Here is a 13,265-nt window from a genome sequence, read left to right as displayed (position 1 = left end):
TCGTCTTTCATGGTCGTCACACGCCCGGTTTTCTACGTTTCCGACGGTACCGGCATCACCGCCGAAACCATTGGCCACAGCCTGCTGACCCAGTTCGCCGGGACGCGATTCGTCACCGACCGGATCCCGTTCGTCGACACTGCCGACAAGGCCATCGAAGCCGCGGCGAAGATCCGTCGTACGGGAGAGGAGCACGGCACGCGTCCGATCGTCGTGAATTCGAGCATCGACCCGGAACTCAATTCCCTGCTCGCCGGCAGCGGGGCCTTGATGCTGGACGTGTTCGCGCCCTTCATCGAGCCGCTGGAAAGGGAGCTTGGCACGCAAAGGCAGTCGCGCGTCGGCCAGGCACACGGACTCGTCGACTTCGAAAGCTATCACCGGCGCATCAACGCGATGAACTACGCATTGACCCACGATGACGGCGTCAGCATGGATTACAGCGAAGCCGAAGTGATCCTGATCGGCGTGTCGCGCGCAGGCAAGACACCGACCTGCGTGTACCTGGCCCTGCATCACGGCGTGCGCGCCGCGAACTATCCATTGACCGAGGAAGACCTCGATTCCGACCGGTTGCCGGCCAAGTTGCGACCATATCGATCCAAGCTGTTCGGCCTGACGATCGAGCCGTTCCGCCTGCAGCAGATCCGGCAGGAACGCCGTCCCAATTCACGCTATTCGCGCATCGAGACCTGCAAGCACGAAGTGGCTGCAGCGGAAGCGCTGTTGCGCGGCGAGGGTATCCCGATGCTGAGCACGACCCATGCGTCGATCGAGGAGATTTCGAGTCGCGTGCTGGAGGAACTGGGGATCAACCGCGAGATGTACTAGCGCGACGCTCGCTGAACGGGCGCCAAAATCCGGAACCCCGTGGACCGCTCACGTTAGGCCTGTGACGGCACGTCGGTCAATGCCTCCACCTTCGCGTTTCCGGCGTGTAGGATCGAGCCATGACCCAGCTCGTCACCCGCATCACCCGCATTCCCAGGCTGAGCCGCTTTGGGTGGTTGATGGGGTTGTATGCGGAAAACTTCGGCCGTCTCACCCGGCTGTTCCACCCGGACCACCTGGCTCCGGGAGTTTATGTGTCGTCCATCGGGGATGGACTGGACCTGCGCATCGACGTCATGCAGCAGCACCCGTACACGACGGAGTTGCGCATGACCTATGCCATGCAGGACCCGAGGACGGGCGAGCCGGATCCGTCCGCATTCCTGCGCGTGTACCACGATGCGCGCCAGGTCGAGGCGACGCACTGTTACGTCGGACGACGCTGGCAGGATGTCATCGGCATGTACCCGCCGCCCGCGCGACTGATCGATCACCGGATGCGGATGAACACATTCCTTGGGAAGTGGCTGCTGTACCTGGGGGAGGGCGGCCACGGCGTCGCCACGCTGGCGCCCGCGGACGCATCGCTGGAGGTCGCGGAGCTCAAGAACGTGCGCTGAGCACCGCACCGCCCGTAGCAAATGCGATGCGTCTGCATGCGCGGTGACCGCACGCCATCGCCGGCGAGCCGGACGCGCAAAAAAAAGCCCGCCGAAGCGGGCCAGAAACTGTCTTGAAGATGGCGTCCCCAAGGGGATTCGAACCCCTGTCGCTACCGTGAAAGGGTAATGTCCTGGGCCTCTAGACGATGGGGACGTGTCACGTGCCAGCATATCGATTGGTGGAGCCAGCCGGGATCGAACCGGCGACCTCTACAATGCCATTGTAGCGCTCTCCCAGCTGAGCTATGGCCCCACGCGCTGGAAAGTCGGAAAGTCTAGCGGCCGACCAGCGGTAGCGCAAGGCTTCCGGCGCATCCCTGATCGCCGCGCCACGGCGCGAGTCCGGAAACGTGCCTGGCTCCATGGTGAAATCGTGCCGGAACGCTAGGATGGCGACCCTTGCGCGCGATGCGTTTTGTTCCACTTGACTGTGACGTCATTGACGTACGCGCCGCTGCCACCGATACCCACGCTCCAAAGGATTCCGTTTCCGATGCAGTTGCGCCCGATGTCCACGCGTTACCGTCCGCTCGCATGGCTGCTGGCAATGTTCCTTGCCATCTCGACGCTCACACGCATCGTCCTGCTCGGGGCGGCAGGAAGCGGCGTCCCGGCCAATCCCCGGTACTGGCTCGATGTCTTCGCCATCGGCCTGGGCTTCGACATGTTGACGTTCGTCTATTTCGCCTGGCCGCTGGTCCTGTTGCTGTGGGCGCTGCCGCATCGTTGGTTCAATGGACGCCCCGCACGCTGGCTGCTCATGGCCACGATGTGGGTATTGCTGGCGATCCTGTTTTTCGTCGCGGCTTCGGAATGGACCTTCTGGGAGGAATTCCAGACGCGCTTCAACTTCATTGCGGTCGACTATCTCGTCTACACCACCGAAGTCATCGGCAACATCCGCGAGTCGTATCCGGTACCAGCGATCCTGGCCGGGCTGTTCGCCCTGACGACCGCCACCTACTGGCTCGGACGGCGCTGGGTGCTGCCGGGGCAGGGCGACGATGTCCGCTTTGCCGGCCGCAGCCTGGTGACGCTGAGCTGGCTTGCGATCAGCGTGCTCGGGACCTGGCTGGTCAGCGCCGACTGGAAGGATCAATCCCGGAATGAGTACGTCAACGAGCTTGCCGGAAACGGCATCTATCAGTTCTTTGCCGCCTATCGAAGCGCTGGGCTGGATTACGGCCGTTTCTACCTGAGCGAACCAACGCGGGATGCGTTCGCGGGATTGCGGCCGCTGCTGAAGACGCCGGACGCGACCTTCGTCAGCAACGATCCGCTGGATATCACGCGGAGGATTTCGGCCCATCGGCCGATGCGCAGGTTGAACGTCGTCCTGATCAGCGTGGAGAGCCTTTCCGCGGAATATTCACGCACATACGGCAGCACGAAGAACCTGACCCCCGAGCTCGACAAGCTGACCGCAGGCAGCCTGGTGTTTGGCAACCTGTATGCCACCGGCACGCGAACCGTGCGCGGCCTGGAAGCCTTGTCGCTCTCGGTGCCGCCAACGCCCGGCGAATCCATCGTCAAACGGCCGCACAACGAGAATCTCTTCAGCCTTGCCAGCGTCTTCAATGCCCGGGGCTACGTTTCGGAATTCCTGTACGGAGGCTACGGCGCCTTCGACAACATGAATGATTTCTTTTCCCATAACGGTTACGTGGTGAAGGATCGCGCCGATATTCCCAAGGACACGATCCACGCCGCGAACATATGGGGCGTCGCGGACGAAGACCTCTACACGATGGCGCTGGGGGAATTCGACCGGGTGCACGCCAGTGGCAAACCGTTCTTCGCCCACATCATGACGACGTCGAACCATCGTCCGTACACGTTCCCGAAGGGACGGGTGCGGATGCCGCAGGGCCGGCGCGATAGTGCGGTGGCCTACACCGACTGGGCGATCGGTGACCTGCTGCGGCGGGCCCGCAGCAAACCGTGGTTCGCCGATACCGTTTTCGTGATCTCGGCCGACCATTGCGCGTCCAGCGGCGGCATCGCTGCATTGCCGACGTTCCGGTACCACATTCCCTTGTGGATCTATGCGCCCGGCCGCATCGAGCCAGCCCGCGTCGACCGGATGATGAGCCAGATCGACATACCGCCGACCCTGCTCGGGCTTCTCGGATTCAGTTACGACAGCCAGTTCTACGGCCAGGACCTGTTCACGCTCGAGGCCGGCCGGGAGCGCGCTTTCATTGGCAACTACCAGAAGCTTGGCTACCTGAAGCAGGATCGCCTGGTTGAACTCGGTCCCAAGCGCTCCGTGGAGGAAGTCATCCCGGCGTTCGATTCCGACCGGGCGCAGCCGCCGGTCAAGCCCGACCCGACGCTGGTCAACGAGGCCGTGCGCTACTACCAGACGGCGAGTTACCGGTTCCAGCATGGGCTGATGCAGGCCGGCAGCAGGGGAACGGCGGCCGGGGCCGTCGCTTCGCCCTGACGTCCAATGCGCTTCCTTACATAATAGGCATTATGCGAAGTGTTGGATTGACCATGAAGGTGGCGAGCTAACGCCTTCGCGGACCCAGGCCCGGGCTCAGCCACGGCTACAGGCCGCCCGCACGCTCTCGTCCAGTCGCTGCAAGTCGTTGTACGTCCGCCCGAGGCCCAAGGCCTTCCTGGCAGCATTGCTGGCGATCCTGGCTGCCTCGCAGCTGTCGCCGTCGCGGGAACGACCGGACGTCTGGCGACGCGGCAAACGGTGGCTGGCGGACCGACGGCTGACGCTCGCCTGGTCCGTTCCCGCCTGATGCGACAGGAAGGCTGATTCGGCGCGGTCCTGTTCGGCCTTGTCGAGCCGCCGTCGGCGTTCGACATCTGTCGGGGGCGCCTCGGGAGCCACCTCGGTGGCGCTGACCGTCCTCGACGATGGCGGACAGGGAGATTGCTGGTAGCTGTCGATGCCGCCGTGGACGCATCGGTACAACGTCTGGCAGTGCGCGGTGCCAGCCAGGCACAGCGCGACGGCGAGCGTGATCCTTCTCATGCTGGTCTCCATCCTTGGAGTGCCCACGTTACCCACGACGGCTGCACCGGTGCATCCCCGGCAACGTGTAGCTGAAATCCCACAAGCCCTGCCGCTCAGCTCCCGCCGGTGGTTCCGGACTGGGCGGGCATCATGTAATAAAACAGCGACAGGCCCGCGGCTGCGACTTGTGCGATGAGGCGCTCGGCGTTGTCCCGGTCCACCACGAACACGATCTCCATCGGCAGCTCTCCGGCGAGTTCGTAGAAGCGCGCCTCATGCAGCACGTGATGGCGACCGAATCCGGCGACGGCGCGGAATGCGGAACCTCCGGGCAAGCCCATCGAACTGGCCTCGCGCAACAACCACTGGTACAGCAATTGTCCGGAGTGGCGCTGGCTCTCGACCACGAAGAACTTCAGATACACACAGTCCTGCATGCCCTACCCCTTCAGCAGCCGCAAGGTGATGAATCCAAGGGTCGTGGCCGACAACGATCCGACCAGGTGCGCGCCGATGTGCGTGGCTGCCCACGCATATTGCTGGCGTGACAGCAGGCCGACGGCCTCCGCGGAGAACGTCGAGAATGTCGTCAATCCACCCAGGAACCCGGTGACCACCAGCAGGCGCGCTTCCGGAGGCACGCCTTCATTGAGCGCGAACCAGGCCAGCGCCAGGCCAATGAGGTAACCGCCGATCAGGTTTGCCGCGAGGGTGCCCAACGGCAATTGCGGCAGAACGGCATTGAGCAGCAGCCCCAGGCCCCAGCGGGCCCATGCGCCGAATGCGGCGCCAATACCCACTGCAAGAACGGCCGCAAGGTTCATGCGGGCGATGATCACATCGCCCGACGGTTCCTGTACAGGGCCGCCCTGCCCCGTGCACGGCTACCGCAAGGACCGGCCAATCTCAATCTTGCTCGCCATCCCGGGCTTGCCGACGGGCGGCGCGCAGCGCGTCGAGTTTTTCCTTGAGCTTGATTTCCAGGCCGCGCGCGACCGGCTCGTAGTACACGCGCTCGCCCATCGCGTCCGGAAACCCGGTCTGCTCCAGGGCAATCCCGCCGTCGGCATCGTGGTCGTAACGATAGCCCTTGCCGTAACCGAGTTGCTTCATCAATGTCGTCGGCGCGTTGCGGATGTGCATCGGGACGTCCTGCGTGCCGTACTCGCGAACATCGTTCCTCGCCGCGTTGAATGCCATGTACGCGGCATTGGACTTGGCGGTACTGGACAGATAGATGACCAGCTGTGCGAGCGCGAGGTCGCCTTCCGGGCTCCCGAGCCGGTCGTAGGTCTCCCATGCATCGATCGCCATCTGCAGCGCCCGTGGATCGGCCAGCCCGACGTCCTCGACGGCCATGCGCGTCAGTCGCCGCGCAAGGTAATTGGGATCCACACCGCCATCGAGCATGCGCGCGAACCAGTACAGCGCGGCATCCGGGTTGGAACTGCGCATCGATTTGTGCAGCGCGGAGATCTGGTCGTAGAACTGGTCGCCGCCCTTGTCGAAGCGACGGGTGCGGTCGGCCAGCACCTGGGCCAGCGTCGCCTCGCTGATGCTGCCGCCCTCGCCCTCCGCCAGCTCGGCCGCGATCTCGAGCAGCGTCAGGCCGCGGCGAACGTCTCCGTCGGCGGCGCCGGCGATTTCACGCAAGGCCGGCTCGCTGATCGACAGGCCACGATCGCCGAGACCGCGTTCCGGATCGGCGAGGGCCTGCTGCAATGCGAGGGTGATGTCGTCGACCGACACGGCGTCCATCACGTGGACACGGCAGCGCGAGAGCAGTGCCGAGTTCAATTCAAACGACGGATTCTCGGTAGTGGCGCCGACGAACAGGATCGTCCCGCGTTCGATGTGCGGGAGGAAGGCGTCCTGCTGGGCCTTGTTGAACCGATGCACCTCGTCGACGAACAACACCGTGCGCCTGCCATCCGCGAACCGGTGCCCGGCTGCGGCAAGCACCTGCCGCACTTCCGGAAGGCCGGACAACACGGCGGAGATGGCGCGGAACTCGGCATCGCAATACTTCGCCAGCAGAAGGGCCAGCGTTGTCTTGCCGCAGCCCGGCGGGCCCCAGAGGATCATCGAATGGACGTGGCCCGACTCGACGGCGCGACGCAACGCGGAGCCCGGGGACAGCAATCGCCGCTGCCCGACCATCTCGTCCAGCGTCCGCGGCCGCATGCGCTCGGCGAGCGGACGCAGCGCGTCGTGATCGGCGCTCAGCAGATCGGGCTCATTGCCTGCAGGAGGAGTCGGGTTGCGCCGCGGCACTTGGATCGCACTGTCGGGGAAAGTCCGGGCACGATAGCAAGCTCACCCCCAGGGCACGAATGCTCAGCGGCTCGCGACGGCCTTTACAGCGGGGGCGCTGCCCGCGCGATTGGCTGTTGCGCCCAGTTCGTACGTCAGGCGGAGCCATTGCTGCGTTCGCGGGTCGTACAGGGCATGGACGCCGGCGCTGGTGTTTCCATCAGGCCCGAAGTCGGCCGTACCGATCGCATCGATGCGGACGTACCGTCCACCCGCAGGCACCGACTGGATGGAGTCGACGGCGAATTGCGACGGCTGCGAACCGAACTCGGAATGCAGGCGCTGGTCGACCTGCGAGCTGAGCGCCCGCGCCAGCGATGAGGTCACCGGGACTGCCTGGCCGGGCTCGGCACCGCCGAGCGTCAGGTCGGGATGGCCGACACTGGCTTGCTCGGTGTCGTAGAGCGCCGTGAAATGGAAGGGAATCCATTCGGCGTCCTTGCCGATGAGCAGGCGACCTCGCCCGGTGATTTCCCGCTGGACGATGCCAGCCGGTTCGACGTCGACCGCGTCCAGTTTGACGGCGACGTTGCGCTCGGCGAACTGGCCGGAAATTGCCCCGATCAGGGCCGCTGCGGTAGCGTCGTCCACTGCCTGGTTGCCTTCCGCGCGGGACTGCGGTGCCGCCTGCAGCGCCGTGCCAACAACCGCCGGCGGCGGTGATGCCGACACCACGCTGCCGAGCAGGCCAGTGCCAGCCAACAAAGCGATGGTGAGAATCGGTCGACCCATGCCTGCCTCTCCTTCAGCGCCGCGGAAGGCTGCATGCCTTCGATGGCTCAACATTGGAGATGCCTTCGTGCATGCGCCGTGAGATGGCGCGTCGAAGCTGAATGCCGGGGAAAGCGCCTTGGCCGGAACACGATGCGGGCCGGCCAGGGATGGCGCAGGGTGTTCTATCCCTCGCCGACCACATCGACGCCCTTGCCCGGGACGAAGCGGAACGTATCGCCGGAAAACACCGGGTTCCGCTTCCATCCGTGGAAGGCGATCGTGGTCTTCTGCCCAAGCGAATCGACGACCTGCATCTTCGCCAGGCCCTCGCCGTCAAAGCCGAGCCGCGCGGACGCAAAGCCATTCTGCGTGGCGGACTTCGGAACCAGCGTCAGCCAATCAAGGCCGTCCTGCTTGCCGGCTTCGCTGATAACGTACTGACTGTCGAGTCGCGAGGGATTGATCAGTGCGGCCAACGGGCTGTTCTGTTCCTCGGTGCCCTGCGGTCGGCGGGTCGCCTGCTGCAGGTCCGGGTCGTACACCCACACGCGCTTGCCGTCCGCGATGATCAACTGCGCATAGGGCTTGGTGTATTCCCATCGAAACAGGCGCGGTGCCGACAGTGCTACCCGGCCACTCGAGGATTCCTTGAGCTTGCCGTTGGCATCGAGCACCTGCTGCGTGAACTGACCATCCAGCCCCTTGAGCCCCTTGGTGAAGGCGGACAGGTCGTCGCGGGCGCCGGCAAAGGCGCTGGTGCTGAGCAATGCCAGCGCAAGGCCGGCGAATCGAAGCAAACGCATGGTGGTCTCCTGTGCAACGTTCGCCGGCAGTCTGCGGGCAGCCAGCTGAATGCGCTTTCGACAAGTGGCCGCCTGGCAAAAGCGCGGATGAACGATCAGGCGGGCTGCAGCGAGAATCCCGCCCGCATCGCCAGGGCTTCGAATCCGGGAAACGACGTCGCGACATTGGCGACATCGCCAATTTGAACGCCGTCGTCCGCGCATTGGCCAGCAACGGCGAAGGCCATGGCCACGCGGTGATCGCCATGGCTGTCCACGGTGCCGCCGCGCAGGCGGCCTCCGTGGATCGTCGCACCATCGTCGGATTCGTCCACGCGGATTCCGAGCGCGCGCAGGCCTGCCGACATGGTCGCGATGCGGTCGGATTCCTTGACCCGCAATTCGGATGCGCCGGTGATGCGCGTCTGCCCAGTGGCGCACGCAGCGGCGACGAACAAAACCGGGAATTCATCGATCATGTCGGCGACATGCACGGCTGGCACGTCGATGCCGCGCAATGGCGCATGACGCACCACCAGGTCCGCGACGGCTTCGCCACCGGGCACGATAGTGTTCTCCACGCGGATATCGGCCCCCATCAAGCGCAGCACCGCGAGCAAACCCGTCCGGCGCGGATTGATACCCACGCGCTCGAGACGGATGTCCGAGCCCGGCACCAGCGTTGCCGCGACGATGAAAAATGCGGCCGAGGAAAAATCGGCCGGCACGGATACGTTCGTCGCCCGCAGGCGTTGCCGCCCGCGCAACTGCGCGTGGCCCGGGGCAAAGTCGAGCTGCGCACCAAATGCCTGCAACATCCGCTCGCTGTAGTCGCGCGTCGGCTGCGGCTCGCGGATGCGCGTCTCGCCGTTGGCGTACAGCCCTGCGAGCAGCAGGGCCGATTTGACCTGCGCGCTGGCGACCGGAAGCACGTAATCGATCGCCTCCAGCGAAGCGCCGCCGGTGATGCGCAAGGGTGGCAAACCGTGATCGGACTGGATGCGTGCGCCCATGGCACGCAGCGGATCGATGACCCGTTGCATGGGCCGCCGGGACAACGACGCGTCGCCGACCAGGGTCGCATCGAACGACTGTCCTGCCAGCAGGCCGGTGAGCAGCCGCATGGCGGTACCGGCGTTGCCGCACTCCAGTTCGGCCACCGGCCGCTGCAATCCGTCGACACCGACACCGTGGACAATTCTCACCGCGGAGTCCGGCGCCTCGATGCGCACCCCCATCGCGGCGAATGCGGCAGCCGTCGCGAGGGTGTCGGCACCTTCCAGGAATCCGTCGATGCGCGAGACACCATCGGCGATCGCCGCCAGCATGATGGCGCGGTGCGAAATCGACTTGTCGCCCGGCACGACCAGGGATCCGTGCAGGGAACGGCCACGCGCGGAAATCCAGCCCGGCACCTGGTGGTTACTCATGTGGCTGCGACATCCCGCAGGTGCACGCGCGTCGCCTCCGGCGATCAGCCGTGGCGACGCTGGAAATCGTGCATGAATCCACTCAGCGCCTCGACGCCTGCCTCGGGCATGGCGTTGTAGATCGAGGCACGCATGCCACCGAGGGCCCGATGGCCCTTGAGCGAGATCAGGCCCGCAGCGGCGGCTTCCTGCAGGAAGGGCTTGTCGAGGGCGGTGTCGTGCAGGAAGAACGGCACATTCATGCGCGAACGCACGGCGGGATCGACTTCGTTGCGATAGAAACCGCCCGACTCGTCGATCCGGCTGTAGAGCATCCGCGACTTGCGGGCATTGCGATGCGCGAACTCGGTGACGCCGCCCTCCGCGAGCATCCATTTCACCGTCAGGCCCAGCATGTACCAGTTCCAGGTCGGGGGCGTATTGAGCATCGATTCGCCCTTGACGTGCGCCCGGTAATCGAGGATGTCGGCGCGCGGCTGCCCTGCCCGTTCGAGCAGGTCGCGGCGCACGATCACCACCGTGATCCCGACCGGCCCGAGATTCTTCTGGGCGCCGGCATAGATCACGCCGAACCTGGAAACATCCAGCGGCTCGGAGGCGATGCTGGAACTGAAGTCCGCGAACAGCGGCACGTCGCCAGTGTCGGGAATGTCGGGGAACTCCACGCCGTGGATCGTCTCGTTGGCGGTGACATGGACGTAGGCCGCGCCAGGCGTCAGCTGCCAGCTGCCGCGTGCCGGGATGTTGCGAAAGCCCTCTGCCTCGCTGCTGGCGACCACGTTCGCCGCGACATAGGGCTTGACCTGTTTGATCGCGGTCTTGCCCCAATGACCTGTCAGGACGTAGTCGGCCGCCTGCCCGGGGGATGCAAAATTCAACGCGAGCAGTGCCTGCTGCGTGGTGGCACCTCCGCCGAGGAACAGCACGGCGTAATCAGCCGGGATCGACATCAGGCTGCGCAGGTCGGCTTCCGCTTCGGCCGCGACCTCCATGAACTCCGGGCCGCGATGGCTCAGCTCGACGATCGAGGCGCCCGCGTGGCGCCATTCGAGCATCTCATCCTGCGCCTGGCGCAGGACAGGCTCGGGAAGGGTCGCCGGGCCGGCGCTGAAGTTGTAAGCGCGCATGGAGCACTCCTGGAGGCCGTGGTTGGCCAAGCGCCTAGTATGCCGCAGTGCAACACCGCCGAGCCTGGCGTGGACAGGAACCTGTTGAAGTTGATCAGCTGGAGACGCCGAACAGCAGCAGCGCGCTCAGGGCGGCCGCGATCAACAGCGCTGCCAGCAACAGCCACGGCAGGCGGCGAATCGACCAGCCGGCGGCCGGCGCCGGTTGGCTCGCGTCCCCGTCGTCGGCCTCGATCGGAACCGGGGCGGTGGCGAGCGTGCGTGCCGGCGCCTCGATGATGAAGCGATGGTGTGCATCGAACATCACCTGGTCGCCGGGCATGAGCGTTGCATCGCGCACGATCACGCCATTGACGACGCTGCCCTCGGCCGAGCCAAGGTCGCGCAGCACGATGATGTCGCCCAGCAGTTCGATGCGGGCATGGCGCTCGGCGAATGCGGGATCGTCAATGCGCACGTCGGCATCGGCGCTGCGTCCGACCAGCCGCGGCTGCTCAAGGGTGAAGCTGCGGCCGTGATACCGGCCACCCACCCCGCGAAGGACAACGCGGGGGTCGGCAACGGACTCGGCCGGCGCATCGGACAACGCTGATGGGATTTCCGGGACCGGCTGGCTCGTCACCAGCATGATCTCGACGCCATCGACGTACACCGAGTCGCCGATGCGCAGCATGGCGATTCTCTGCACCGGGCGGCCGTTGACGTGTACGCCCTGGGTCTGGTCGGCAATGCTCAGCCAGACGCCACGGCGGTCGACCGAAAACAGGACGCTGGCATCGCTGGCATCGGCGACCCGGCCAAAGGCGTGGTGCCCTTCGCCGATGCGGCCAATGCCATGCTGGCCCATTCCCAGCGGGAGATCGGCGACGTCGGTGCCAGGAAAGCGCAGCTTGAATTCATCCACGCCGGCCAATCTAGCAGAAGAGCAGCGTCCCACGGAGGCCCCGGCACGACGTGCTTGGAGCGTGCGGGCGGCGAACGCACAATGCACGGGCCCGCCGCCCGGCGTCGCAATGCAGGAACAGCCCATGTCGACCATCGAGATCCGCCATCCCCACTCCCTCCCGCCAGCACAGGCACGCCAGGCCGTGGAGGACTTCGCCGTGAAGCTTGGCCAGCGCTTCGGACTGGAGCACCGCTGGGAAGGCGACGTGCTCCACTTCAAGCGCACCGGCGTGGACGGACACATCGCCCTGCAACCGGGGCAACTGCTGGTCACCGCCAAGCTGGGGCTTCTGTTCACCGCGATGAAAGGGCCGATCGAGCAGGAAATGCGACGGGTCCTGGCTGAACGCCTCGGTTGACCGGATGTCGGAGGGCCCGCGCGACCGGGATGCGCGGCAAACGATTCGACTATCCTTTCCTCCCGATTTTTCGCTTGGAGAATGCACTTGGGTGGATGGGCAGGCTGGCTGATACCGATCGCGATGCTCCTGTTGACCGGGATTGCTTTCACCTTGTACCTGCAACGCGTCCGGCTGCCTCGCGAGGAGACCGCTGCCGGTGTCGCGGCGCTGGCCGCCATGCGCTGGCGCGACTTCATCCAACTCGTCCTCGATGCGCTCATCCGCCGCGGTTACGAGCGCGTTTTCGAATCGAACTCGGGCGGAGAAAACGGCGACTATGTGCTCGAGCGGGATGGGCAGCGCTACCTGCTGTCGTCCAAGCATGGCGCGGCCTACGTGCTGGGATCGACGGCCATCGCCGAATTCGCCAGCGCCATCCGCATGCGCGGTGCCGCCGGCGGGCTGCTCGTCACGCCTGGCAAGTTCGCCGCCGAGGCGCGACCACTCGCCAGGGCCCAGCGCATCGAACTGCTCGACGGCCCGACCCTGTGGCCAGAACTGCGCCCGCTCCTGCCCGCCGAGCAGCGGGCCAGCATTTCCGCGCCATCGAAGGCGGGCGTGCGACGCAATGTCATGCTCGCCTGGGGCGCCCTGGCGATTGCCGGATTGCTGATCGCATTCGGCCGCTCCGAGCGCCCTGATTCGACACAGCCCGATGTCACCACTGCCGTCCCGCAGGCCACCGTCCGCACAAGCCCGCCCAGGCCGCCGGCTGTCGCACCGCCTGGCATGACGGCGTCGACACCCTCGGATCCGGCGCAACTGGAGGCTCGACGAGCCAGCGTGGCCGGTGCGATTTCCAGCCTCCCCGGCGTCGATCGCGCCTTGTGGCAGACGCAGTCGACACTGCTTGTGTACCTGGCCGACGGGCAGTTCGATCCCATGCTGGAGATCTGCCCGGAACTCGTGCGATACGACGAACTGGCGGCGACGCGCCTGCAACTGCAGCCGCCAGCCGGCAGCACGCGGCCGGTGCGCTTCGTGCAGTGCCGGCCGTATTGACCGGAATATCGATTCGACAGCCGCGCAAGCGCGGGCGGCCAAGCCTGACCGCCCCACCGGTGCTGCCGGAAAAGCCGATCGCCA

14 protein-coding genes and 2 tRNA genes are annotated in these 13,265 nt (G+C 65.6%); 5 read left to right on the top strand and 11 right to left on the bottom strand.

Features of this window, described 5'->3' with window-relative positions; all coding sequences use genetic code 11:
* The first annotated feature begins 9 nt into the window (after positions 1-9).
* On the top strand, positions 10-831 hold the full coding sequence (gene ppsR / locus GST15_RS03375; RefSeq protein ID WP_159015845.1) for a posphoenolpyruvate synthetase regulatory kinase/phosphorylase PpsR: 822 nt from the start codon (positions 10-12) through the stop codon (positions 829-831).
* Between the two features lie 119 nt (positions 832-950).
* On the top strand, positions 951-1,451 hold the full coding sequence (locus tag GST15_RS03370) for a DUF1249 domain-containing protein (protein WP_159015844.1): 501 nt from the start codon (positions 951-953) through the stop codon (positions 1,449-1,451).
* Between the two features lie 120 nt (positions 1,452-1,571).
* On the opposite strand, the gene GST15_RS03365 is transcribed toward GST15_RS03370, so the two are convergent.
* Positions 1,572-1,647: transfer RNA gene (locus tag GST15_RS03365), tRNA-Glu, on the bottom strand.
* 23 nt (positions 1,648-1,670) lie between these two features.
* A tRNA-Ala gene (locus GST15_RS03360) sits at positions 1,671-1,746 on the bottom strand.
* A gap of 240 nt (positions 1,747-1,986) precedes the next feature.
* Between GST15_RS03360 and GST15_RS03355 the strand changes: the two genes are divergently transcribed.
* Positions 1,987-3,939, top strand: coding sequence for an LTA synthase family protein (locus GST15_RS03355; RefSeq protein WP_159015843.1), 1,953 nt, complete (start codon positions 1,987-1,989; stop codon positions 3,937-3,939).
* Positions 3,940-4,035: 96 nt separating this feature from the next.
* Here the strand turns inward: GST15_RS03355 and GST15_RS03350 are convergent, their stop codons facing one another.
* The 9 genes from GST15_RS03350 to GST15_RS03310 form a co-directional block, all read right to left on the bottom strand.
* Positions 4,036-4,485: a hypothetical protein gene (locus GST15_RS03350; protein ID WP_159015842.1), complete on the bottom strand. Its 450-nt coding sequence runs from the start codon at positions 4,483-4,485 to the stop codon at positions 4,036-4,038.
* A gap of 95 nt (positions 4,486-4,580) precedes the next feature.
* Entirely contained in the window at positions 4,581-4,904 is a 324-nt protein-coding gene (locus tag GST15_RS03345; RefSeq protein WP_159015841.1) for a DUF190 domain-containing protein, read from the bottom strand.
* A gap of 3 nt (positions 4,905-4,907) precedes the next feature.
* The gene (gene crcB / locus GST15_RS03340; RefSeq protein WP_159015840.1) at positions 4,908-5,291 is read right to left on the bottom strand and encodes a fluoride efflux transporter CrcB; all 384 of its coding nucleotides are present in this window, start codon (positions 5,289-5,291) and stop codon (positions 4,908-4,910) included.
* A gap of 82 nt (positions 5,292-5,373) precedes the next feature.
* Entirely contained in the window at positions 5,374-6,651 is a 1,278-nt protein-coding gene (locus GST15_RS03335; RefSeq protein ID WP_159016428.1) for a replication-associated recombination protein A, read from the bottom strand.
* A 153-nt stretch (positions 6,652-6,804) separates the two neighbouring features.
* Positions 6,805-7,512: a hypothetical protein gene (locus tag GST15_RS03330; protein WP_159015839.1), complete on the bottom strand. Its 708-nt coding sequence runs from the start codon at positions 7,510-7,512 to the stop codon at positions 6,805-6,807.
* Positions 7,513-7,676: 164 nt separating this feature from the next.
* Positions 7,677-8,297 carry an outer membrane lipoprotein periplasmic chaperone LolA gene (gene lolA / locus GST15_RS03325; protein ID WP_159015838.1) on the bottom strand — a complete coding sequence of 207 codons (621 nt, stop codon included), beginning with the start codon at positions 8,295-8,297 and terminating at the stop codon, positions 7,677-7,679.
* Positions 8,298-8,392: 95 nt separating this feature from the next.
* The gene (gene aroA / locus GST15_RS03320; RefSeq protein WP_159015837.1) at positions 8,393-9,706 is read right to left on the bottom strand and encodes a 3-phosphoshikimate 1-carboxyvinyltransferase; all 1,314 of its coding nucleotides are present in this window, start codon (positions 9,704-9,706) and stop codon (positions 8,393-8,395) included.
* Positions 9,707-9,750: 44 nt separating this feature from the next.
* A complete protein-coding gene (gene serC / locus GST15_RS03315; protein ID WP_159015836.1) occupies positions 9,751-10,833 on the bottom strand; it encodes a 3-phosphoserine/phosphohydroxythreonine transaminase in 1,083 nt (360 codons plus the stop codon).
* A gap of 94 nt (positions 10,834-10,927) precedes the next feature.
* The gene (locus GST15_RS03310) at positions 10,928-11,680 is read right to left on the bottom strand and encodes an FHA domain-containing protein (RefSeq protein WP_425482203.1); all 753 of its coding nucleotides are present in this window, start codon (positions 11,678-11,680) and stop codon (positions 10,928-10,930) included.
* A gap of 181 nt (positions 11,681-11,861) precedes the next feature.
* Between GST15_RS03310 and GST15_RS03305 the strand changes: the two genes are divergently transcribed.
* Both GST15_RS03305 and GST15_RS03300 read left to right on the top strand, forming a co-directional pair.
* Positions 11,862-12,137: a polyhydroxyalkanoic acid system family protein gene (locus GST15_RS03305; RefSeq protein WP_159015834.1), complete on the top strand. Its 276-nt coding sequence runs from the start codon at positions 11,862-11,864 to the stop codon at positions 12,135-12,137.
* A gap of 123 nt (positions 12,138-12,260) precedes the next feature.
* Complete coding sequence (locus GST15_RS03300; protein ID WP_159015833.1) at positions 12,261-13,181, top strand: restriction endonuclease; 921 nt, start codon at positions 12,261-12,263, stop codon at positions 13,179-13,181.
* The last annotated feature ends 84 nt before the right edge of the window (positions 13,182-13,265 follow it).

This window comes from Cognatiluteimonas profundi (genome assembly GCF_009792795.1).
In the GTDB taxonomy this organism is placed as follows: Bacteria; Pseudomonadota; Gammaproteobacteria; order Xanthomonadales; family Xanthomonadaceae; genus Cognatiluteimonas; species Cognatiluteimonas profundi.
The sequence above is the reverse complement of the archived record's forward strand: the minus strand, read 5'-3'. Positions and strand labels throughout refer to the sequence as shown.